Annotated in this window: 16 protein-coding genes; 9 read left to right on the forward strand and 7 right to left on the reverse strand. The window is 65.6% G+C overall.

From position 1 onward, the window contains the following. Positions 1-32: 32 nt before the first annotated feature. Positions 33-1,616, reverse strand: a complete 1,584-nt coding sequence (locus HYH07_RS15385; protein ID WP_220003255.1) for a hypothetical protein — start codon at positions 1,614-1,616, stop codon at positions 33-35. Between the two features lie 37 nt (positions 1,617-1,653). After that, a complete protein-coding gene (locus HYH07_RS15390) occupies positions 1,654-2,946 on the reverse strand; it encodes an adenylosuccinate synthase (RefSeq protein WP_220003256.1) in 1,293 nt (430 codons plus the stop codon). A 319-nt stretch (positions 2,947-3,265) separates the two neighbouring features. Between HYH07_RS15390 and mgtA the strand changes: the two genes are divergently transcribed. Together mgtA and HYH07_RS15400 are read left to right on the forward strand one after the other, a co-directional pair. Continuing rightward, on the forward strand, positions 3,266-5,764 hold the full coding sequence (gene mgtA / locus HYH07_RS15395) for a magnesium-translocating P-type ATPase (protein WP_220003257.1): 2,499 nt from the start codon (positions 3,266-3,268) through the stop codon (positions 5,762-5,764). A 154-nt stretch (positions 5,765-5,918) separates the two neighbouring features. Continuing rightward, positions 5,919-6,851 (forward strand): DMT family transporter, encoded by a 933-nt coding sequence (locus HYH07_RS15400; protein ID WP_220003258.1) that lies wholly within the window; start codon positions 5,919-5,921, stop codon positions 6,849-6,851. On the opposite strand, the gene HYH07_RS15405 is transcribed toward HYH07_RS15400, so the two are convergent. Further along, a complete protein-coding gene (locus HYH07_RS15405; protein ID WP_220003259.1) occupies positions 6,848-7,237 on the reverse strand; it encodes a DUF1330 domain-containing protein in 390 nt (129 codons plus the stop codon). The two genes, HYH07_RS15400 and HYH07_RS15405, sit on opposite strands and share 4 nt — an antisense overlap. Positions 7,238-7,342: 105 nt before the next feature. Between HYH07_RS15405 and HYH07_RS15410 the strand changes: the two genes are divergently transcribed. Next, a complete protein-coding gene (locus tag HYH07_RS15410; protein WP_220003260.1) occupies positions 7,343-8,278 on the forward strand; it encodes a DMT family transporter in 936 nt (311 codons plus the stop codon). Between the two features lie 79 nt (positions 8,279-8,357). On the opposite strand, the gene HYH07_RS15415 is transcribed toward HYH07_RS15410, so the two are convergent. Next, positions 8,358-10,043, reverse strand: a complete 1,686-nt coding sequence (locus HYH07_RS15415; protein ID WP_220003261.1) for a methyl-accepting chemotaxis protein — start codon at positions 10,041-10,043, stop codon at positions 8,358-8,360. Positions 10,044-10,295: 252 nt separating this feature from the next. Between HYH07_RS15415 and HYH07_RS15420 the strand changes: the two genes are divergently transcribed. The 4 genes from HYH07_RS15420 (at position 10,296) to HYH07_RS15435 (ending at position 14,749) form a co-directional block, all read left to right on the forward strand. Then, positions 10,296-11,339 (forward strand): C-terminal binding protein, encoded by a 1,044-nt coding sequence (locus HYH07_RS15420; protein WP_220003262.1) that lies wholly within the window; start codon positions 10,296-10,298, stop codon positions 11,337-11,339. Positions 11,340-11,429: 90 nt separating this feature from the next. Next, positions 11,430-12,770, forward strand: a complete 1,341-nt coding sequence (locus HYH07_RS15425; protein ID WP_220003263.1) for an ABC transporter substrate-binding protein — start codon at positions 11,430-11,432, stop codon at positions 12,768-12,770. A gap of 133 nt (positions 12,771-12,903) precedes the next feature. Further along, positions 12,904-13,860, forward strand: coding sequence for a carbohydrate ABC transporter permease (locus HYH07_RS15430; RefSeq protein WP_220003264.1), 957 nt, complete (start codon positions 12,904-12,906; stop codon positions 13,858-13,860). A 46-nt stretch (positions 13,861-13,906) separates the two neighbouring features. After that, positions 13,907-14,749 carry a carbohydrate ABC transporter permease gene (locus HYH07_RS15435; protein ID WP_409363899.1) on the forward strand — a complete coding sequence of 281 codons (843 nt, stop codon included), beginning with the start codon at positions 13,907-13,909 and terminating at the stop codon, positions 14,747-14,749. A 72-nt stretch (positions 14,750-14,821) separates the two neighbouring features. Here HYH07_RS15435 and HYH07_RS15440 read toward each other — a convergent pair whose 3' ends face one another. Together HYH07_RS15440 and HYH07_RS15445 are read right to left on the reverse strand one after the other, a co-directional pair. After that, on the reverse strand, positions 14,822-16,504 hold the full coding sequence (locus HYH07_RS15440) for a mucoidy inhibitor MuiA family protein (protein ID WP_220003266.1): 1,683 nt from the start codon (positions 16,502-16,504) through the stop codon (positions 14,822-14,824). Between the two features lie 194 nt (positions 16,505-16,698). Then, the gene (locus HYH07_RS15445) at positions 16,699-17,319 is read right to left on the reverse strand and encodes a response regulator transcription factor (RefSeq protein ID WP_220003267.1); all 621 of its coding nucleotides are present in this window, start codon (positions 17,317-17,319) and stop codon (positions 16,699-16,701) included. A 200-nt stretch (positions 17,320-17,519) separates the two neighbouring features. On the opposite strand from HYH07_RS15445, the gene HYH07_RS15450 reads away from it, so the two are divergent. Next, positions 17,520-18,566 carry an AraC family transcriptional regulator gene (locus HYH07_RS15450; protein ID WP_220003268.1) on the forward strand — a complete coding sequence of 349 codons (1,047 nt, stop codon included), beginning with the start codon at positions 17,520-17,522 and terminating at the stop codon, positions 18,564-18,566. Between the two features lie 202 nt (positions 18,567-18,768). Here the strand turns inward: HYH07_RS15450 and hemN are convergent, their stop codons facing one another. Continuing rightward, entirely contained in the window at positions 18,769-20,121 is a 1,353-nt protein-coding gene (gene hemN, locus HYH07_RS15455; protein ID WP_220003269.1) for an oxygen-independent coproporphyrinogen III oxidase, read from the reverse strand. A gap of 157 nt (positions 20,122-20,278) precedes the next feature. On the opposite strand from hemN, the gene HYH07_RS15460 reads away from it, so the two are divergent. Next, positions 20,279-20,485, forward strand: coding sequence for a hypothetical protein (locus HYH07_RS15460; protein WP_220003270.1), 207 nt, complete (start codon positions 20,279-20,281; stop codon positions 20,483-20,485). Positions 20,486-20,580: the final 95 nt, after the last annotated feature.

Here is a 20,580-nt window from a genome sequence, read left to right on the forward strand (position 1 = left end):
TGATAGGCCCCTGGCCGGCGCCTATCCCCTGGCTAGTCGCCCCACTGCGCGAAGGCGTCGTTGAAGGCGCGCTCGCCGGGGGCGCCCTTCTCGATGGCGATGATGGCACGGCGCTGGTTGGCGTAGACCAGCGGCACGTCGAACCAGGAGCGCTCCTTCAGGAGTTGGACGTTGCGGGCGCGATCGGCATCGACATTGGAGAGGCCGACCAGGAAGAAGCCGTCGGTGACCTTGACCGCGAGGCCTGCGAGCGGTGTGCCGCGCGCCTGCTCGTTCGACTTCATCAGGATGCCCGGCACGTTGGAGACGCTGCCGCTGGGAAAGTCCGGCGGCAGGATGAAGGTGAGCTCGGCGGTGTGGCTCGCCGGCAGCGACGAGTCGGTATTGCGGCGGAACGACATCGTCATCTTGAACTTGCGGTCGGGGATCTCGATCTCGGCTTTCACCGCAACGTCCGCCTTCTGGTTACCCGACGCCTTGATCGGCTCGAGCCGCCACACCACCGAGCCGACATATTGCTTGCCCTTCGGATCGGACGGATCCTCGTCATAGAGCACGACCTTCTGCGCCACCGGCGCGGCCGGCTGGTCGCTCGCCGAGGGCTGGCCGACGCGATCCGGAATCTTGGGCTTGCTCTGCGGCTGCGAAGCATCCTTCGGCGCCTCCACCACCTGGGTGGGCGACGGCTTGAGCAGATTGGTTGCGATCTGGACCAGCTGTTTGCCCCAGAGGATGCCCGCACCGACCAGGATCAGCACGATGCCGATGACGATCGCGCTCTTGAACGGAAAGACCGAGCCCCTGCCGGCGCGCTTCTTGACGTTGCGGTCGGCCGCGATGCGTGCACGCGGCGACGGCGGCTGCGGCGTGTAGCGCTCGGCCTCCTCGATCGACTCGTCATAGGAATAAGGCGCATCGCCTTCGCCGGCGCGGTTCTCCAGGCTCGGCTCGAGCCGGTCAAATTCCGGCGAGGGCGAGGGCACGTTGGCGTAGGTGCGGCGCGCGGCCCGGTTGGCTTGCGCGGCGGCGCCGCCGAGATCGTTGACGTCCGCCGTGATGTCGCGGAAGCCGCGCACGCCGGGGGCCGGCGGCAGCGGTGGCGGCGGCGCGCCCTCCGGCGGGCGCCGCGGGGCGGAGCGTCCGGCCGGCGGCTCCGACGGAGCCGGCTGGCGCGGTGCATCGAAACGCGGGGCGCGCGGCGGACGCGGGGCCTCGCCCTGGTCGTCGCCGCCGATCGGCGGCCGCGGCGACGGCGCGCCCGGACGCGCGCGCGGCGGCGCGGCCGGCTGAGCGGATGGCGGCTGGTTGGTTTCGGTCGCACGGGCGCTGGCCCGGCGGAACGCATCGCCGCTGCCACCGCCAACGCGGGCACCACCGCCGGGGCGCGCGGCCTCGCGGGCGCGCTGCGCGGCCTCGGATTCGACCTTGCGGACGGCCTCTTCCAGCGACAACCGCTCGCGGGTGATCTCGGATTCGGACAGCGGCGGCTGCACGCTGCGCAACTGCGCGATCAGCGCCGTGCGCGCCCGTTCATAGAGCGCGCGCCGGCTTTCGCCGGGAGCGTTGGGGTCCAGGGCGGCAATAGCGCGGGCGATCAGCGGATAGTAATCAGCCATTTCAACTCAACTATACCCGCGTCCTGGTAAGAGATCGTTAAGCCTCAAACGGGTTTTGCACGAGGATAGTATCCTCGCGTTCGGGGCTGGTGGAAAGCAGTGCGACCGGGCACCCCACCAATTCCTCGATCCGGCGGACATATTTGATGGCCTGGGCCGGCAGGTCGGCCCAGGACCGCGCATTGGCGGTCGGCTCCTTCCAGCCCTCGATGGTCTCATAGATCGGCTCGACCCGGGCCTGCGCGCCTTCACCCGCCGGGAAATAGTCGATCTCCTTGCCGTCGAGCTTGTAGCCGACGCAGACATCGATCGTGTCGAAGCCGTCGAGAATGTCGAGTTTTGTCAGCGCCAGCCCGTTGATGCCGCAGGTGCGGACGGCTTGACGGACGAGGACCGCGTCGAACCAGCCGCAGCGGCGCGGACGGCCGGTGTTGGTGCCGAACTCGCGGCCGCGCTCGCCGATCTTGCGGCCGATCGCGTTGTCCTGCTCGGTCGGGAACGGGCCCTGACCGACGCGGGTCGTGTAGGCCTTGCAGAGACCCAGCACGTAGCCGACCGCGCCCGGTCCAAGGCCAGCGCCGGTCGCGGCCTGCGCTGCGACGGTGTTGGACGAGGTGACATAAGGATACGTGCCGTGGTCGACGTCGAGCAACGCGCCTTGCGCGCCCTCGAACAGCATGCGCTTGCCGGCGCGCCGCTCGATGTCGAGCAGGCGCCACACCGTCTCTGCATAGGGCAGCAGTTGCGGCGCCAGCGCGCTCAGCTCTTTCAGGATCTCCTTGCCGTCGAACTCAGGCAGGTTGAGCCCTCGGCGCAAGGCATTGTGGTGCGCCAGCAGCCGGTCGATCTTGTGCGGCAGGGTGTTGAGGTCGGCAAGATCCATCAGGCGGATGGCGCGGCGGCCGACCTTGTCCTCGTAGGCCGGGCCGATGCCACGGCGCGTGGTGCCGATCGCGGTCGCCGCGTTGGAGGATTCGCGCAGCGCATCGAGCTCGCGATGCAGCGGCAGGATCAGGGTGACGTTCTCGGCGACGCGCAGATTGTCCGGGCTGACAGCCACGCCCTGCGCCCTGAGCTTGGTGACCTCGTCGAGGAAGGCGGCGGGATCGAACACCACGCCGTTGCCGATGACCGACAGCTTGCCCTCTCGCAGCACGCCGGAGGGCAGCAGCGCGAGCTTGTAGGTCGCGCCGTTGATGACCAGCGTATGCCCGGCGTTATGGCCGCCCTGGAAGCGGACGACGATATCCGCCTGCTCCGACAACCAGTCGACGATCTTGCCCTTTCCTTCGTCGCCCCACTGGGCGCCGACGACGACAACATTGGCCATTCGCGGGTAATCCTTCGAGAATTTTAGATGCGCCCAGCCCAATTCCCGGCCGAAGGCCGTTCGCACGCGAGGCAGCTCCACCGGATAAAGGAAGCGGCCCCTCTAGGCAAGCAAGAACGGGGCTTTTTTCGGGCCCAAGGCGTGTCCCAAGCCTTTGATATACCCTTAAAATCCAGCAACCTTCGCGGCCGTATGGGGCGGGCGCGCGGGCGACGGATTGACCCGTATCAATCATGCCGGCGCCTGGTCGTGCCAAGGGACGGATGTCACCTCCGCAGCTTACCTTCCCCGGTCAGCAGGCCCCTTTTTCAGACAAGCCGTGACCCAGCCATCAAACAACCAGGCCAGCCATTTCTGGCGTCTCTCGGCCGAGGCGCTCAGCGCGCAGCTCGGCTGCTCCTTGCACGGTCTGTCCGCGGCGGCGGCCGACGAACGCCTCGACCGTTTCGGACCGAACACCGACGCACCGCCGCGGATCGAGGGCGCGGCGCGCGCGATCCTGCGCCGGTTGCTCGAACCGTTGTCGCTGATCCTTCTGGTGGCCGGCATCATCTCGATGCTGACCGGCGACGAGATCGGCGGGCTCATCATCGTCCTGATCCTCGCGCTCTCGATCGGCCTCGATACCATCCAGGAGGGACACGCGGTCCGCGCCGCCGAGATTCTCCGCCGCTCGGTGGCCCTGAAGGCCGAGGTCAGCCGTGACGGCGCATTTGTCGATATCGACGTTGAGCGCGTCGTGCCCGGCGATCTGCTGCGCGTCCGCGCCGGCGACATCATCCCGGCTGACGCGCTGATCCTGGAGAGCACCGCCTTCACCGCGGGTGAAGCCGCGCTCACCGGCGAGCCCTATCCGGTGCAGAAACGCGCCGGGCCTTGCGCCGGCCCCGACGACACCTCGAACGCGCTGTTCCGCGGCGCCGTCGCGCAAACCGGCGAGGCGATCGCGCTTGTGGTCAGGACCGGCCGCGACACCGTGTTCGGCGCGGCGGCCTCCGCGCTCGCCGAGGCGCAGGCACCCTCTCCGTTCGAACGGGACTTGCGCGAATTCGGCCTCGTGATCGCGCGCGCCACGCTGGCGCTGGTGCTGGTCGTGCTCACCATCCGCGTCGTGTTCGGCCGTCCCGTGCTCGATTCCCTGCTGTTCGCCGTTGCGCTTGCGGTCGGGCTGACGCCGGAACTGCTGCCGATGATCACGACGGTGACGCTGTCGCGCGGTGCGCTGCGCATGGCCCGCCGCAAGGTGATCGTGAAGCGGCTCGCCGCCATTCACGACCTCGGCGCCATGACCGTGCTGTGCACGGACAAGACGGGCACGCTGACATCGGCCGAGATCACGCTCGCCAGAAGCCTCGATGCCGCCGGCAAGGACGATGCGCGCGCCGCGCGGCTCGGCGCCATTGCGGCCTCGCTCGGCGGCGACCGTGGCGCGCTCGATGCCGCCCTCGTCGCCGGCCGACCGGAGGCTTGCCAAGGCTGGACACTCGCCGGACGGCAGGCTTTCGATTTCTCGCGCCGGCTGGGATCGGTGCTGGCCACCGGCCCCGAAGGCGCGCGACTGATCGTCAAAGGCGCGCCGGAGACCGTGCTGGAATTGTGCGCGATGGACCAACATGCGCGCGAGGCGGCGACGGCCCGCGTCCACGCGCTCGCGACCGAAGGCCTGCGCACCGTGGCCATCGCGTCGCGGGCGTGGAGCGGGGCGCTGCGCGAGGTCGAGACCGACGACGAAACCGACCTCGTCTTCGAAGGTCTCTGCGCCTTCGCCGATCCGCCGAAGCCGACGGCCGCGGCCGCGATCGCCCGGCTCGCAGCGGGCGGCGTGAGGCTGAAGATCCTGTCGGGGGACGATCCCGTTGTGGTGAAGCGGCTCGCCGCCCTGGTCGGGCTCAACGCCGAGCGCGTGCTGTCGGGAGCCGACATCGCCGAGCTCAGCGACGAGGCGCTGGCCGTGCAGGTGCGCTCGGCCGATGCGTTCGGCCGGCTCGCACCGGACCAGAAATCCCGCATCGTGAAGGCGCTTCAGGCCGGCGGCGAGGTGGTCGGCTTCCTTGGCGACGGCATCAACGATGCACCGGCCCTGAAGGTTGCCGATGTCGGCCTTTCCGTCGACGGCGCCACCGGTGTGGCGCAGGCCGCTGCCGACATGATCCTGCTGGCGTCGGATCTCGAAGTCGTCGCCGACGGCGTCGAGGAAGGCCGGCGCACCTTCGCCAACATCCTCAAATATGTCCGCATGGGCGCGAGCTCGAACTTCGGCAACATGCTGTCGATGGCGGCGGCCTCGATCGCACTGCCGTTCCTGCCGATGCTGCCGACGCAGATCCTGCTCAACAACCTGCTCTACGATCTCTCCGAGCTCGGCATTCCCTTCGACCGCGTCTCGGCGCAGGCAACGGCGCAGCCGCAGGTGTGGAGCATGTCGCGCCTGGTGCGCTTTGCCGCGATCATGGGGCCGCTGTCGTCGGTGTTCGACTTTCTCACCTTTGGCGCGCTGCTTTATTTGTTCAAGGCCTCGCCGGACGAGTTCCGCACCGCCTGGTTCGTCGAATCCATGGCGACGCAGATCCTGGTGATCTTCGTGATCCGCACCTATGGACGGCCCTGGCACAACTGGCCCGATCCCGTGCTTGCGGCCTCCTCACTGATCGCCCTGTTCGCCGCGATAGCCCTGCCGTTCACGCCGCTCGGGACCTGGTTCGGCTTCGTCGCACCGCCGCCGATCATGATGGCCGGCATCGCGCTTCTCGTCGTCGTCTATCTCGCCTGCGCCGAACTTTTGAAGCCGTTCGCGATCCGCACGGGACCGACCGGCTGAGGTTCCGGTTGCACCGCCCTGCGCATGATGGCGATGCGCCGCGCGGCATTGATATCGGGCGCATTTGCGTGTCTTTGAGAGGTGCCGGGCGATCAGCCGGCCCGAACGCCGGGCCGGGAGCCTCGGTGCATGACGCGGGGCCATAACAATTACAATGACCGCCACCGGCCAGACCACCAGCGCCGAATCATCCGGCCACAGCTGGATCGCCAACCAGCCTTATCTCCTGCTCAGCATCACCGCGATGTGCTGGGCCGGCAATGCGGTGGTGGGGCGGCTCGCCGCCGGCCACATCCCGCCGGTGACGCTGTCGTTCCTGCGCTGGAGCTTCGCCTTCCTGCTGGTGCTGCCGTTCGCCTGGAAGCACCTCGCCCGGGATTGGCCGGCCATCCGCGACAAGCTCGGCCTGATGATCGTGCTGTCGATCACCGGCATTGGCGCCTTCAATACCCTGCAATATTGGGCGCTGGAGCATACCCAGGCGCTCAATACACTTCTGCTGCAGTCGGCCGCGCCCCTGATCGTGGCGCTGTGGTCGCTGGTCATCCTCGGAATCAGGCTCACGGGCGCGCAGGCCTTCGGCGTGCTGCTCTCGATGTGCGGCGTGCTGATCATCCTGCTGCACGGCGATCTCACCACGCTGTCGAACATCGCCTTCAACAAGGGCGACCTGATCTTCATCGTCGCGCTGATCATCTTCGCGCTCTATTCGGTGCTGACGTTGAAGCGGCCGCCGATCCATGGCCTGTCGTTCCTCGCCTTCACCTTCGGGGCCGGTGCCGCGTGTCTCATTCCGCTGGAGATCTGGGAAATATCCGCGCGCCCGGTCATGAAGCTCGACGGGCCGAACCTGCTCACCCTGTTCTACGTCTCGGTGTTTCCCTCGACACTGGCCTATCTCTGCTTCAACCGCGGCGTCCGCCTGATCGGCGCCAATCGCGCCGCACCGTTCTTCCATGTCGTGCCGGTGTTCGGCTCGATCATGGCCATGGTCTTCCTCGGCGAACTGCCGCAGGCCTTTCACTTCATCGGCTTCGCGCTGGTGCTGTCGGGCGTTTTCGTGGCTTCGCGGAAGCAAGCGCGCTAGCTTGCCCTGAACTTGCTGTAGGCCTCGCTGGTCGCGATGATGACGTGCTCGGCGCAGCCGTTGAGGCGATGCGGGTCGGCATCCCGCTCGTAAGCCTCCGACGTCATCATGTCGAGGAAGGCTGCGACCGACGGATAGAACACCAGTGCGACGAAATCCCACGCATTGCCCTGGTGCGGGCCGAGCGCGATCGCCCTGGCCTCGCCGGTCCACAGCAGCGTGCCGCCGCGCGCCTTGATCATGGGCACGGTGATCGCGCTGTAGCGCAAATAAGCATCCCAGCCGGATCCGTCGCCGTCGCGCGAACGGGCGTGGAAACGCATCAGGTTCAGCATCACCACCGGCGCATGCTGGTCGAGCCGTTCCAGGCCCTCGATGTTCAACATATTAACCGCCAATGGCACCTCCGTAAGGTTTGCCTGCATTGTAGCATTGCGGCGACGGGACTTGTGTCATGACGAGCATCCGGCGCAAGGTCGTACGCAACGCCAATGACGATTGCATCGCCCGCGCCGGCGGCCTCGAATCCGGCCAGCTGGCTCAACAACCAGCCTTATCTGCTGCTCAGCCTGAGCTCGCTGTTCTGGGCCGGCAACATCGTGATCGCGCGCCATGTCGGCGCGCATGTGCCGCCGCTGACGGTGACGACGATCCGCTGGTTCGGCGTGTTCCTGATCCTGCTGCCGTTCTCCTGGCCGCATCTGAAGCGCGACTGGCCGGCGTTGCGCAAAAGCCTGCGGCTGATGCTGTTCCTGTCGCTGGTGGGCTTTGCCTTCAACAACGCGATCTCGTACTGGGCGCTGCAATATACCGAGGCGCTGAACGCGCTGCTGATCCAGTCGGCGGGTCCCCTGTTCGTGGCGCTGTGGTCGCTGGTGTTGTTTGGCGTGCGGCTGACGGCCGGGCAGCTCGCCGGCATCGCGATCTCGCTGGCCGGCGTGCTCATCATCATCCTGCGCGGCGATCTGGCGGCGCTGGCGAGCATTTCGTTCAACCGGGGCGACATCATGTTCGCCTCCTCGCTGGTGGCGTTCGGACTCTACTCCGCCTTCATCCCGCGACGGCCGAAGGTTCATCAGCTCTCCTTCCTGTCCTTCACCACCTGTTGCGGCGCCTTCATGCTGCTGCCGACGGCGATCTGGGAGGGATGGAGCGGCAGGGTGCTGCAGTTCGATACCGTGACGCTGCTGACGCTCGGCTGGATCCTGATCTTCCCCTCGACGCTCGCCTATCTCTTCTTCAACCGCGGCGTCGCACTGATCGGACCGAATCGCGCCGCGCCGTTCTTCCATCTGGTGCCCGTATTCGGCTCGGCGATGGCGATCCTGCTGCTCGGCGAAAGGCTCCAGCCATTTCACCTGATCGGCTACGCACTGGTGCTCGCCGGCGTCGTCATCGCCTCGCGCCAGGGTTCGGCGGTGAAGTAACCCCGGCGATCCAAAAGGAAAAGGTGGGCACGGCGCGCGAAGCGCGCCTTTGCCCACCCTACGAATTCAGCGCAAGAGCTTAGGCCGCGCGGACCTTGGCGAGGAATCCGTCCACCGCGCCGCGCAGCGCGCCGGACTGGTGATCCAGCTCGCGGGCGTTGGTCAGCACGTCGCCGGCGGCGGTGCCGGTCGCTTCGGCGGCGGACGTAACGCTGCCGATATGGGCGTTGATCTCGGCCGAGCCGGCCGCGACCGACTGGATGTTGCGGGCGATCTCGCGGGTCGCCTCGCCCTGCTGCTCGATCGAGGCCGAGATGCCGGCGGTGATCTCGCTCATCTCGGCAATCGTCTGCGTGATGCCGCCGATGGCCGCGACCGCATCGCTGGTCGAGGTCTGCATCGCAGCGACCTGGGCGGAGATTTCCTCGGTCGCCTTGGCGGTCTGGTTGGCCAGGGCCTTGACCTCGGAAGCGACGACGGCGAAGCCTCGGCCGGACTCGCCGGCACGCGCCGCCTCGATGGTGGCGTTGAGCGCGAGCAGATTGGTCTGCGCCGCGATCGAATGGATGAGCTTGACCACCTCGCCGATCTTCTCGGCGCCGGTGGATAGCTCCTGTACCGTCGCGTTGGTACGCTCGGCATCGCTGACGGCACGGCTCGCAACTTCGGTCGAGCGCGTCACCTGGCGGGAGATTTCCGTAACCGAGCTCGACAGCTCCTCGGCAGCTGCGGCGACCGTGCCGACATTGCCGGAGGCTTTTTGCGAGGCGGCGCCGACGGTCGCTGCGCGCGAAGAGGCGTCGCTGGCGGTCGCAGTCATCGACTGCGCCGTCGACTGCATGCCGGCCGCAGCCGAGGAGACCGAGCGGACGATGCCGTTGACGCTGCGCTCGAAGTCGTTGGCGATATCTTCCATCGCGCGGCGACGATCCGCCGCGGCGCGCTGCTTGGCGTCTGCTTCGCTCTTCTCGATCTCGCGGATGCGGATAGCGTTGTCCTTGAAGATCTGGACGGTCGAAGCCATCGCGCCGACCTCATCGCCGCGGCCAACGCCGGGGATGTCGCCGTCAAGTTTGCCCTCAGCGAGATCCCTCATGCGGGCACCGAGCAGCGCGAGCGGGCGGCTGATGCTGCGGCCGAGCAGCCAGGCGACGCTGCCGGCGACGATGAGGATGCCAAGCATGGCAAGCCCGAGCATCCAGTAGACCGGGCCCATCTTGGCGTCGATGTCGTCGAGATAGGCGCCGGTGCCGAGATACATGTCGAAACCGGGAATGGCGACCGCATAGCCGATCTTGCGGATCGGCGTTTCCTGACCGGGCTTCACGTATTCATAGTAGAGCAGGATCGAGCCGTTGGCCTTGACGCCATCCATCAATTCCTGCGACAGCCTGCGGCCGTTGGTCACGACGTCCATGCGGTTCATCCCGATCTGCTTCGGATCGGGCGCGAGCTGGGTGATGCCGTCATAGGACGTGCCGAATAGATAGCCCGCACCGTTGTCGTAGGTCATCGCATTGCCGTAGCGACGGAGCTCGGCCATGGCGGCATCCTTCGTCATCTCGCCGGCATCGACGCGCTTCTTCAGCGCGGCTGCATAGTTGCGCCCCAAATCGACGATCGCCTTGGCCTGGTCGATGCGCGCATTCACCATCTCGTACTTCATCAGATAGCCGGCGAGAAACCCGGCGATGCAGAGGCCGAACAAGGTGACGCCGACAAGGATGCCAAGCTTAGGGGCGATCTTCAGATTGCTTAACTTCACGGGATAGGCTCCGGAAAAAGGGATGCACGCGAGTCGACCGTTCGAAATTGAATTAACTGTTAGTGGGGGACCCCTTAGCAAGTTCCTTACAGGTCTCCGTAGAAGCCCGGACGCTGCCGCGGAAAACGGCAAATAATCGCTGCAGCGACAACCGGGAATTGTACGCACTCACGCCGATTTCGCGTAAAAGACGTAAAGGCCCGTCCGAAGGCGGGTCGCAACAAGAACCGACAAACAAAATCGGAGCTGGAAATGCCGAAATACAGGGTGGTGACGCCGAAGGGCGCGAGCTTCACGGTCGCCGGCAGCGACTATTCGTACGAGCGCGAGGCGCTCGATCCGATCGATGCCGAGATCGTCGAGGCGCCGGCCAACGAGGCCGAGTTCATCGCCGCCGCGAAGACTGCCGACGCGATCTACGCCAAGGGCATCCCGATCACCAAAAACATCATCGACAGCTTGCAGAACTGCAAGGTCATCACGCTCGGCTCGGTCGGCGTCGACAGTGTCGATGTGAAGGCGGCAACTGCACGCGGCATTCCCGTCACCAACATTCCCGACACCTTCATCGAGGAAGTCGCCGACCACGCCATGATGCTGTTGCTGGCAGGCTTCCGCCGCCTGGTCGAGCAGGACAAGATGGTGCGCTCCGGGCGCTGGGCCGAGGGGCGGCCGGCGCTACTGAAGATTCCGCGGCTGATGGGCCAGACGCTCGGCTTCATCTCGTTCGGCCGCGTCGCGCGTGCCGTCGCGAAGCGCGCAGCTCCATTCGGCCTGCGCATGATGGCCTACGATCCCTTCATCCAGGAAACCTTGATGTGGGACCACGGCGTCATCCCGGCGACGCTGAACGAGGTGCTGTCGCAATCCGACTTCGTCTCGATGCATGCCCCCGCCCGGCCCGAAGTGCACCACATGCTGACCGAGAAGCATTTTCGGCAGATGAAGAAGGGCGCTATCTTCATCAACACCGGGCGCGGCGCCACGGTCGACGAGGAAAGCCTGATCAAGGCGCTGCAGGAGGGCTGGATCGCCCACGCCGCGCTCGACGTGCTGGAGAAGGAACCGCCCTCGCACAACAACCCGATCCTGGGTATGGAGAACGTGACGCTGACCGCCCATGTCGCCTCGGCCTCGGCACGGTTCGACGAGGCGCGCAAGCGCCGGGTGGGCTACGAATTGTCACTGGTGCTGCAGGGCATGTGGCCGGTAAGCTGCGTCAACCCGTCGGTGCTGCAAGACACCGCGCTCCGCCGCTGGCAGCCCGTCAGCATGGACCGCGGCCCGAACAGCTAAGGCGGTCCCTCGCGGCAAACGCGCAGGGAAACCGAACGGCCCTTCACCGGCGATCAACGCCGGGAAGGGAGACATCATAGGGAGGAACTGATGAGGAACGACATCACACGTCGTGATGCCTTGGCGCTGGGCCTGTCCGCTGCGACGTTCGCCGCCACCGGTGCTGCGGCGCAAACGTCAAATATCAAGGCCGCCGACGTTCCGGCGCCCAAGCGCGAGATCGAGAAGGGCGCAAGCCTGCGCATGCTGCGGCCGGTGCGCTTCGTGCAGGCCGACGAGGACGTGTTCCGCGCCAATGCGGCCAAGTTCACCAAGGACACCGGCGTCGAGGTCAAGGTCGATTTCGTCGGCTGGGAGGACATCAACCAGCAGACCGCGGTCACGGCCAATTCCGGCGCCGGCCCCGACATTATCATCGGCTTCTCCGATGCACCGCACATCTATATCGACAAGCTGATCGAGCTCACCGACGTTGCTGACTATCTCGGCAAGAAGTATGGCGGCTGGCAGAACCTGGCGAAGATCTACGGCAAGAAGGCCAAGAGCGATTCCTGGATTGGACTCCCCTTTGGAGCCTCCGGCGGGCCGCTGATCTATCGCAAGTCCATTCTCAAATCCGTCGGGTTCGACAAGGCGCCGGACGACCTTCCTGGATTCCTGGACCTCTGCAAGAAGCTGCAGAAGGCAGGCAAGCCCGCCGGCTTTGCGCTCGGCAATGCCGTCGGCGACGGCAACGGTTTTGCGGACTGGATGATGTGGGCGCACAACGCCGCACTGCTGGACGAAGAGGGCAACGTCACCATCAACAGCAAGGAGACCATCGCGGCGCTGAACTACGTGAAGGAGCTCTATCCAACCTTCATCGCGGGCACGTCGTCTTGGAATGACGTCAGTAACAACCGCGCGTATTCTTCGCAGGAGATCGCACTGACCGCCAACGGCGTCTCGCTGTACTTCTCGCTGAAGAACGATCCGGCGACCGCGGCAATCGCCGAGGACTCCGAACATCAGCCGCTGCCGAAGGGACTTGCACCGGTCTCGCCGATGTCCGGACTGACGCTGAATGCCATGGTGTTCAAGCACAGCCCGTATCCCAACGCCGCCAAGGCCTTCCTGCAATACATGCTGGAAAAGGACCAGTACGAACCGTGGCTCAACGCCAACAGCGGCTACTGGTCGCAGCCGCTGGCAGCCTATGCCGATGCGGCGGTGTGGAAGGGCGACCCCAAGGTGGCGATCTTCAAGGAGACGATGAACAGCAACTATTACGCCGGGTATAAGGGTCCGATTTCGACCGCCACCGGTGCTGTTCGCGCGGACTATGTCACAGTGCAGATGTTCGCCTCGGTCGCAACCGGCGCTGCGACGCCTGAAGCAGCGGCTGCGGAGGCGGAGCAGCGTTGCAAGCGCTACTTCCGGCGCCAGAAGTGACGGCCGATAGGCCGTCATTGCGAGGAGCACTTGCGACGAAGCAATCCAGACTTCACCGCAGAGATAGACTGGATTGCTTCGCTTCGCTCGCAATGACGGATGTGGTGACCTTCACAGACAGGACAACACACTGATGTCCGTGACCACCCTCTCCTCTCCTGCCTTGGCCCAGCGGCAACCGAACTGGCTGGTACGTTTATTCGACTACAAGCCGTTCCTGATCGTGATGTGCCTCGCGCCCGCGATCGGGCTGCTTGCGGTGTTCCTGACCTATCCGCTCGGGCTCGGCATCTGGCTCGCCTTCACCGACACCACGATCGGGCGCAAGGGCATCTTCATCGGTCTCGAGAACTTCGAGTATCTGTTCACCGATCCCCTGTGGTGGAACGCGGTGTTCTACAGCGTGCTCTATACGGGCATAGCGACCTTCGGGAAGTTCGCGCTCGGCTTCTGGCTCGCGCTGCTGCTCAACAACCATTTTCCGTTCAAGAGTCTGCTGCGCGCCATCGTGCTGCTGCCCTGGATCGTGCCGACGGTGCTCTCGGCGCTGGCGTTCTGGTGGATCTACGATCCGCAATTCTCGATCATCTCCTATCTGCTGGTCGACGTGCTGCATTGGCGCACGAGCAATGTCGACTTCCTCGGCTCGCCCTGGCCGGCGCGGTTCTCGCTGATCGCCGCCAACATCTGGCGCGGCATTCCCTTTGTCGCGATCTCGCTGCTGGCGGGGTTGCAGACCATCTCACCTTCGCTCTATGAGGCCGCGATGCTCGACGGCGCCAGTTCATGGCAGCGCTTCCGCTACATCACCTTCCCGATGATGATGCCGATCCTCGCCATCGTCATGACCTTCTCGATCATCTTCACCTTTACGGACTTTCAGCTGGTCTACGCCATCACCCGCGGCGGCCCGGTCAACTCGACCCACCTGCTGGCGACGCTGGCGTTCCAGCGCGGCATCGCCGGCGGCGAGCTCGGCGAAGGCGCGACGATCGCGGTGTCGATGATCCCGTTCCTGGTGTTTGCGACGTTGTTTTCCTATTTCGGCTTGGCGCGGCGCAAATGGCAGCAGGGAGAGGCCAATGACTGACGCTGCCGCACAAGCCTCCACCGTCGCCCAAACAGCGCCCGACACCATGGCCTGGGATTCCGGGCTGCGGCGGCTGATGATGATCTATCTGCCGCTCGGCTGCTTCGTGCTGATCCTGCTGTTTCCGTTCTACTGGATGGCGATCACCTCGTTCAAGCCGAACGCGGAGCTGATGAACTACCGGGAGCACAATCCGTTCTGGATCTCCTCGCCGACATTGGCGCACATCAAGCATCTTTTGTTCGACACCGCCTATCCGCGCTGGCTGTGGACGACGATGATGGTCGCGATCGGCTCGACCACGCTGTCGCTGGTCGCGAGCACACTTGCCGCCTACGCGATCGAGCGCCTGCGCTTCCGCGGCAGCCCCTATGTCGGCCTTGGCATCTACCTCGCCTATCTCGTGCCGCCGTCGATCCTGTTCATCCCGCTCGCAACCGTGGTGGTGCAATTCGGTCTGTTCGATTCCCCGCTCGCGCTGATCCTGGTGTATCCGACGTTCCTGGTGCCGTTCTGCACCTGGCTTTTGATCGGCTATTTCAAGTCGATCCCGTACGAGCTCGAGGAATGCGCGCTGGTCGACGGTGCGACGCGGCTGCAGATCCTGCGCCGGATCACGCTGCCGCTCGCGGTGCCCGGCCTGATCTCGGCCGGCATCTTCTCCTTCACGCTGTCCTGGAACGAGTTCATCTACGCGCTTGCCTTCATCCAAAGCGGAGCCAACAAGACCGTGCCGGTCGCGATCCTGACCGAGCTCGTCACCGGCGACGTCTATCAATGGGGCGCGCTGATGGCGGGCTCGCTGCTCGGCTCGCTGCCGGTTGCGATCTTCTACTCGCTGTTCGTGGATTATTACGTCTCGTCGCTGACCGGCGCGGTGAAGGAATAGTTTTTCCTCTCCTCGGTCCTCTCCCTCCCCCGCAAGCGGGGGAGGGAGCGCATCTCTTTCTTGGCGCGACCGCTAGCCCGACGGCACGATCACCATGGTCTTGTCCTTGGGCCAGCGAACGCGCCAGGCGAAGTTGATGTCCCTGATCTCGCCGGGCTTGGCGTCGAACGACCATTCCAGCACGCCGCGCTTGTCACGGATGTCTTTTGCGGTGGGCGGCGTGGTGGTGGGCAGCATCTCGACCATGATCTCATCATTCTCGCTGACCGGCAGCTGATCCTCGATCGCGACATGGATCGGGAAGTCGTGGCCATTGCGGATGGTGGTCTTGAAGGCGCGCTCGTCGGTCTTCGAGGTCGTCACGATCAAGCCGGCCGAGCCCTCGTTGCGCTTGAGCACGGCGCGCTCGATCTTGACCTTGTCGTCGGCGCCGAAGCCGAGCCGGACGATGTCATCCTTGGCCGAGGCCGCGAGCTTGCCGCGACCGACGAAGATTCCGTCACGATAGATCGCAACCTTGCCAGGCAGCAGGGTCGTGTCGTCGGCCTGCTTGAAGCTGGCTTCGAGGAAGGCGGTGGGGTCCTGCACCGGCGCGGCGCGTACCGCGAGGTCGGCCGGCACGCTCATCGAGGCGATGCGCAGGCTCTTGGCGCCCTCGGCAGCACCGAGACTGACACGGCCGGGGATCTTGAAGGTGGCCTGGAAGTCGCCGATCTCGGCGACTGCCTGTTGCTCGTCGGCCCGCTCGCGCGGTTCGGCCGCTTCTGCAACCTTGCTCGCGAAGGATGGAGACTGCATCTGACGCGCCATCGGGGCCGGCCGCGCCAGATCGGAGACCGAACCCGCCGCCAGCGGCTTCGGCACCTGCGGATATTGCGCCACCAGCGAACCCAGCTCAGGCGCGCTGCCGCCGCGGGCGATCCGCACCGTGGAAACGCCGAGCGTCACATTCGACCAGTCTTCACCGGTCGACTGCGTGACCTCGGCGCGGCGGACCAGCTCGAGTTGCGGCTTGCGATCCTTGGCGCCGGTGTCGAGCCGGGCGTCATAGAGCGGGAGCCAGCGCGCATTGCGCACAGTGTAGGTCACGCGCAGCGTCGCCTTCGTCGCGGCGGCCGAGGCGACGTCGATGCGCACCTCGAGCTTGCTCGGCGGCTTGGCAGACCGGTCGGCCTCAAGCTGCGCGATCTGGCGATCGATCTCGCGCTGTTTTCGCGCGGCATCGCGGATCGCCGTTTCGGCGGCCGCGACTTCCTCGGCGACCGCGGTGAAGGCCGTGCGCCACTCGGTGATCGGGCGCGCCTCGCCTTTCTCGCCAAGGCCAGCGGGAGAGGCTTCGGCAAAGCGCTGCGCGAATTTGCGCCGGGCGGCCGCCGCATCGATTGTGCCTTGCAGATCGGCGCGCTCGTCCTTGAGCGCCTCGATGCGCTTGTCGAGCTCGGGCAGATTCACCGGTGGTGCCGCCCGCGGCGGCCGGGCATCGATCGTGCCGATCGTGAGCTTGGCACCCGCCTCGCCCTCGACGCGGAGCGAAGACGGATCGAGCGAGAGCGGGAAGTCCTTGGCGACCAGAGTCGAATCCCCGGAGGCGAGGTCGAGCGCGATCACGCGCGTGACGGTGGCGCCATCAGGATAGACGGTGACGGTGTCGATGGCCGATGTGGCGTCCACATCGGCGGCCCATGAAGGCGAGGCGAGCGCTGTGGTCACCAGGACCAGGCTCGTCGTCGCCAGACATCTTGCGGTGATGCGCATCAAACTTCTCCCTGCCGAAATCGCCGCGTCGCCAGCCGGACGCGCGATCAAATGCCACGCCAACATGGTTGGACGCGGCAGGGAAGGAACCGGTTCGATTGGGGTTTCCGTGGGGCGCCGGTGCGGCGCCACCATGGCCGCGGAACGCGTCACCACGCCGCGGCGCAAATCCGTCGGAAGGCGAACCTCGCCCGTCAGACCTGGCTGGGAGAACCCTGGCCGAAGATGCGGCGAAGCAGGTCCGTCACGTTGCGGGCGGCCGCTTTCTTCAAAATGTTGGCCCGATAGCCCTCGACCGTACGCGCGCTCAAACGCATGCGGCGGGCGATCTCCTTGTTGGTGAGGCCGGCAGCAAGATGCGTGAGCACGTCGTTCTCGCGCGCGGTCAGAGCTTCGCAACCCGGCAACCAGCGATGCCTGGTCGATTCCGGCTGGGCAAACTCGTCGATCGCGGCGTCGATCCGGCCGACAATATCGTGGGTGCGGAACGGTTTTTCGATGAAATCGGCCGCGCCGCTCTTGATGGCATCGACCGCCATGGCGATGCTGCCGTTCGCTGCGGTCACCAGCACTGGCGCCAGGCAGTTTTCCTCGCGCAGGCGCTTGAGCACGTCGAGGGCGGAGCGGTCGGCCGGCATCTCCAGCAGCACGCAGGCCGGCATCCGCGCCTTGGCCTCCGACAGCAGCGATGCGCCATCGGCGAAGCAGATCACATCATAGGCGCTCTGCTGAAGCGCGTTGGATAATTGCTCGCGAGAGGCGGCGTCGGTTTCAACGACGAATACTTCACCCTTGGAAAACATGTTCCCCGGCATGGTCCCGATCCAGCAATGTCTTGGTCAAATGGCCAGCGACGGCCAAGGGGCGCGTCGCCCCGCCGTCATCAGCACGGCATTCGCGCCGGTGCTTGGCTTTCCCCCTATGTATGTTCCATTCGGTTCCCGGATTTGACGGATAGGGACAGAAACTTTACATTTCGGGACATCCGCGGGAATGGCTGACAGGACACGGTCGCATGACCGACCTCATTCGCAGCGCAGGCTTGAGCTGTTACCCGGAGGTGGCCCGGTCGGTCGGGCTCGACCCCAGGCAGATGATGCGGAAGGTCAGGTTGCCGCTGGCCATCCTGGACGAGCCCGATACACCCATTGCGGTCCCGGCCCTGCGTCGCCTGCTCGAGATATCGGCAGCGGAATCCGGTGCTGAAGATTTCGGCTTACGGCTGGCCGAGCGCGGCGGCCTCACCAATTTCGGCGCGGTCGGCCTGATCGTGCGCGAACAGGCGACGGTCGGCGAGGCGATCGAGGCTCTCTCCCGCTTCATCCCTATCCATCACGACGGCATGAAGCTCGAAATCGTCACGGACGAGCAGACCCTGACGATCATCTTGCATCTGCGCGGGCGGCAGCCGACCGCGCCGCGCCAATCGATCGACATGGCGCTCGGCAGCGTCCATCGCATCATTCAGTCGCTGTTCGGCAGCGATTGGCAGCCGCAGGAAGTGCATCTGCGCTACCCGCCGCCGCATGACCGCAAGCGCTACCGCGACTTCTTCGGCTGCCGCGTGATCTTCAACGCGGACGAGGACGCGATCGTGATGTCGGCGCACGACATGGAGCGCCGGATCCCGAGCGCGCATCCCCTCGTCGCCAGCTACTTGCGCAAGCGAATCGAGGCGATGGAAAGCCGGCCCGCAGGCTGGGAGGAGAAAGTCGACGAGGTCGTGCGCGGCCTGCTCGCGAGCGGCGACTGCACGGTCGAACGCGTCGCCGAGCATCTGGCCTGCACCCGCCGCACCATCCACCGCCACCTCGCCGCATCAGGCACCAGCTTCTCTGCCATCCTTGATGCGCAACGCGCCGACCTCGTGATCAAGCTGATCGAGGACTCCGGCCGGCCGCTGGCGGATATCGCCGCGCAACTGGGCTTCTCCGCGCAGAGCGCCATGGCACGCTGGTTTCGCGGTCGCTTCGGCTGCACCATCACCGAGTGGCGCAAGGGCGTGCGGCCGCCAATGAAGCCGGCCGATGGACCGTCAGCCGGATCGATCGGAAGGGCATGACAGCCTCCGTTCCGATCGAACGATAGCGGAGCGCGCGGCGGTCTCTTTGTTGAAGCACAAGCTGACGCAAGGTCCATCAGACCGTCATTCCGTGGCGCGCCCCTTGGCGCGAGCCCGGGATCCATTTTTCCACGTCACGCGCTGCTGCGATGGATTCCGGGCTCGCGCTTCGCGCGCACCGGAATGACGAGAGGAGAGACGCTTACACCGCCCGGCTGTGCAGCTGCTTGCCCGGATCCAGGTAGGCATCGAATGCGGCCGCGACGCTGCGGACCAGAAAGCGCGAATCGTTCGCGACCGCGAGACGGTCGCCATCCATTCTCACCACGCCGTCCGAGATCAGCGACTTCAACCGCGACGCCGATCGCAGCATCGCCTTTGGCTCAGCGCCATGGCGCGCGCAGATGTCGCCGAGATCGGCGCCGAACTCGCACATGATGCGCTCGATGATGTCAGCACGCAGCCGGTCGTCGTCGTTGAGTCCATAGCCCTTCGCGGTGGCGAGGCGACCGCTGGCGATGCTCTGCTGATAGGCGCCGATCTGCACCTCGTTCTGGACGTAACCCTGTGGCAGATGTCCGATGGCGCTGGCGCCGAAGCCGAGCAGCACCTCGCCCTGGTCGGTGGTATAGCCTTGGAAGTTGCGCCGCAGCGTCCCCTGCTCGTAGGCCACGGCCATGGCATCGCCAGGTTTCGCGAAATGGTCGAGGCCGATCTGCACATAGCCGGCCTCGTTCAGCGCGTTGGCGATGGCGCAGGCCTGGTCGTGGCGTGCGAGGCCATCAGGCAAATGGGTCTCGTTGATCATGCGCTGGTGCCTCTTGAAGCCCGGCACATGTGCATAGCCGAACACCGAAAAGCGGTCGGGGGCGAGCGCGAGCGCGCGACGCACCGTATCCAGGCAGGATGCGATGGTCTGGTGCGGCAGGCCGTAGATCAGATCGAAATTGATTCCCCCGATACCGGCCTGCCGGAGCATGTCGACGACGGAGGCGGTCTGCTCATAACTCTGCCCACGGTTGATCGCGCGCTGCACGACGGGATCAAAGCTCTGCACGCCGAGGCTGACGCGGTTGACGCCGGAGAGCCGCATGGCCTCGACCATCTCTGACGTCAGCGTCCGCGGGTCGACCTCGACCGCGATCTCGGCCGAGGGCAGCACGAAGAAGGCGTGGCGCATCGCCGCCATCAATTCCGCGAGGGCCTCCGGTGCCATGATCGTCGGCGTACCACCGCCGAAATGAATGTGCTCGACCTTGATGCGGCGGCCGATGCTATCGGCGACCAGGGCGACCTCGCCGAGGAGTGTCCGTTGATAGGCCGCGAGGAGCTCGTCGCGGCGGACGATCTGGGTATGGCAACCGCAATACCAGCACATCTCGCGGCAGAACGGCACGTGCAGATACAGCGATGCACTGGCGCCCGAGGGGACCTCGGACAGCCATCGCGCGTAGGTGTCGGCACCGATCTCCGCCGAGAAGTGCGGCGCGGTCGGGTAGCTCGTGTAGCGCGGCAATCGCTCTTCGCCATAGCTCGCCGCGAGGTCGGTCCTCATGTTTTACCCATTGGTAGATTAATGCTGCACGCGGTCGCGGCAGACCTGGATGGTAAAGAATGACCCGTTTTCCACGAGACCACCTTGCGCTCGCTCAAAGTCACGGCGCCGGATCGCAGTCATTGTGGCATTGATCATCACTCCTGGGAGACTGGCCATGGCGTCGTTTACGCTCGATCTCGTTCTCTGGCTCGCCGGTATCCGCCGCCACATCCCGCGCTTCGACGATTTCCGTCCCGTCCCCGTCGCGCCCGCCGCTGGCGCAAATCGTCTCGTGCCCATGCTGGTCATCATAGCAGCCGTGCTCGCCGCGCTGTCGCTCGCAGTCTGGGGCACCGTCTGGATCGCAATCGAGCTTCTCTAATCCATGCATCCGGCTACGCGGTTCGGCTCCGTTAAGGGATTCACCGGAGCCGAATCCGGCAAAAGCTTGTCGCAGCACAAACACGTGCCGCAACA

The sequence above is a fragment of the Bradyrhizobium sp. BR 10261 genome (assembly GCF_019455395.1).
Lineage (GTDB): Bacteria > Pseudomonadota > Alphaproteobacteria > Rhizobiales > Xanthobacteraceae > Bradyrhizobium > Bradyrhizobium manausense.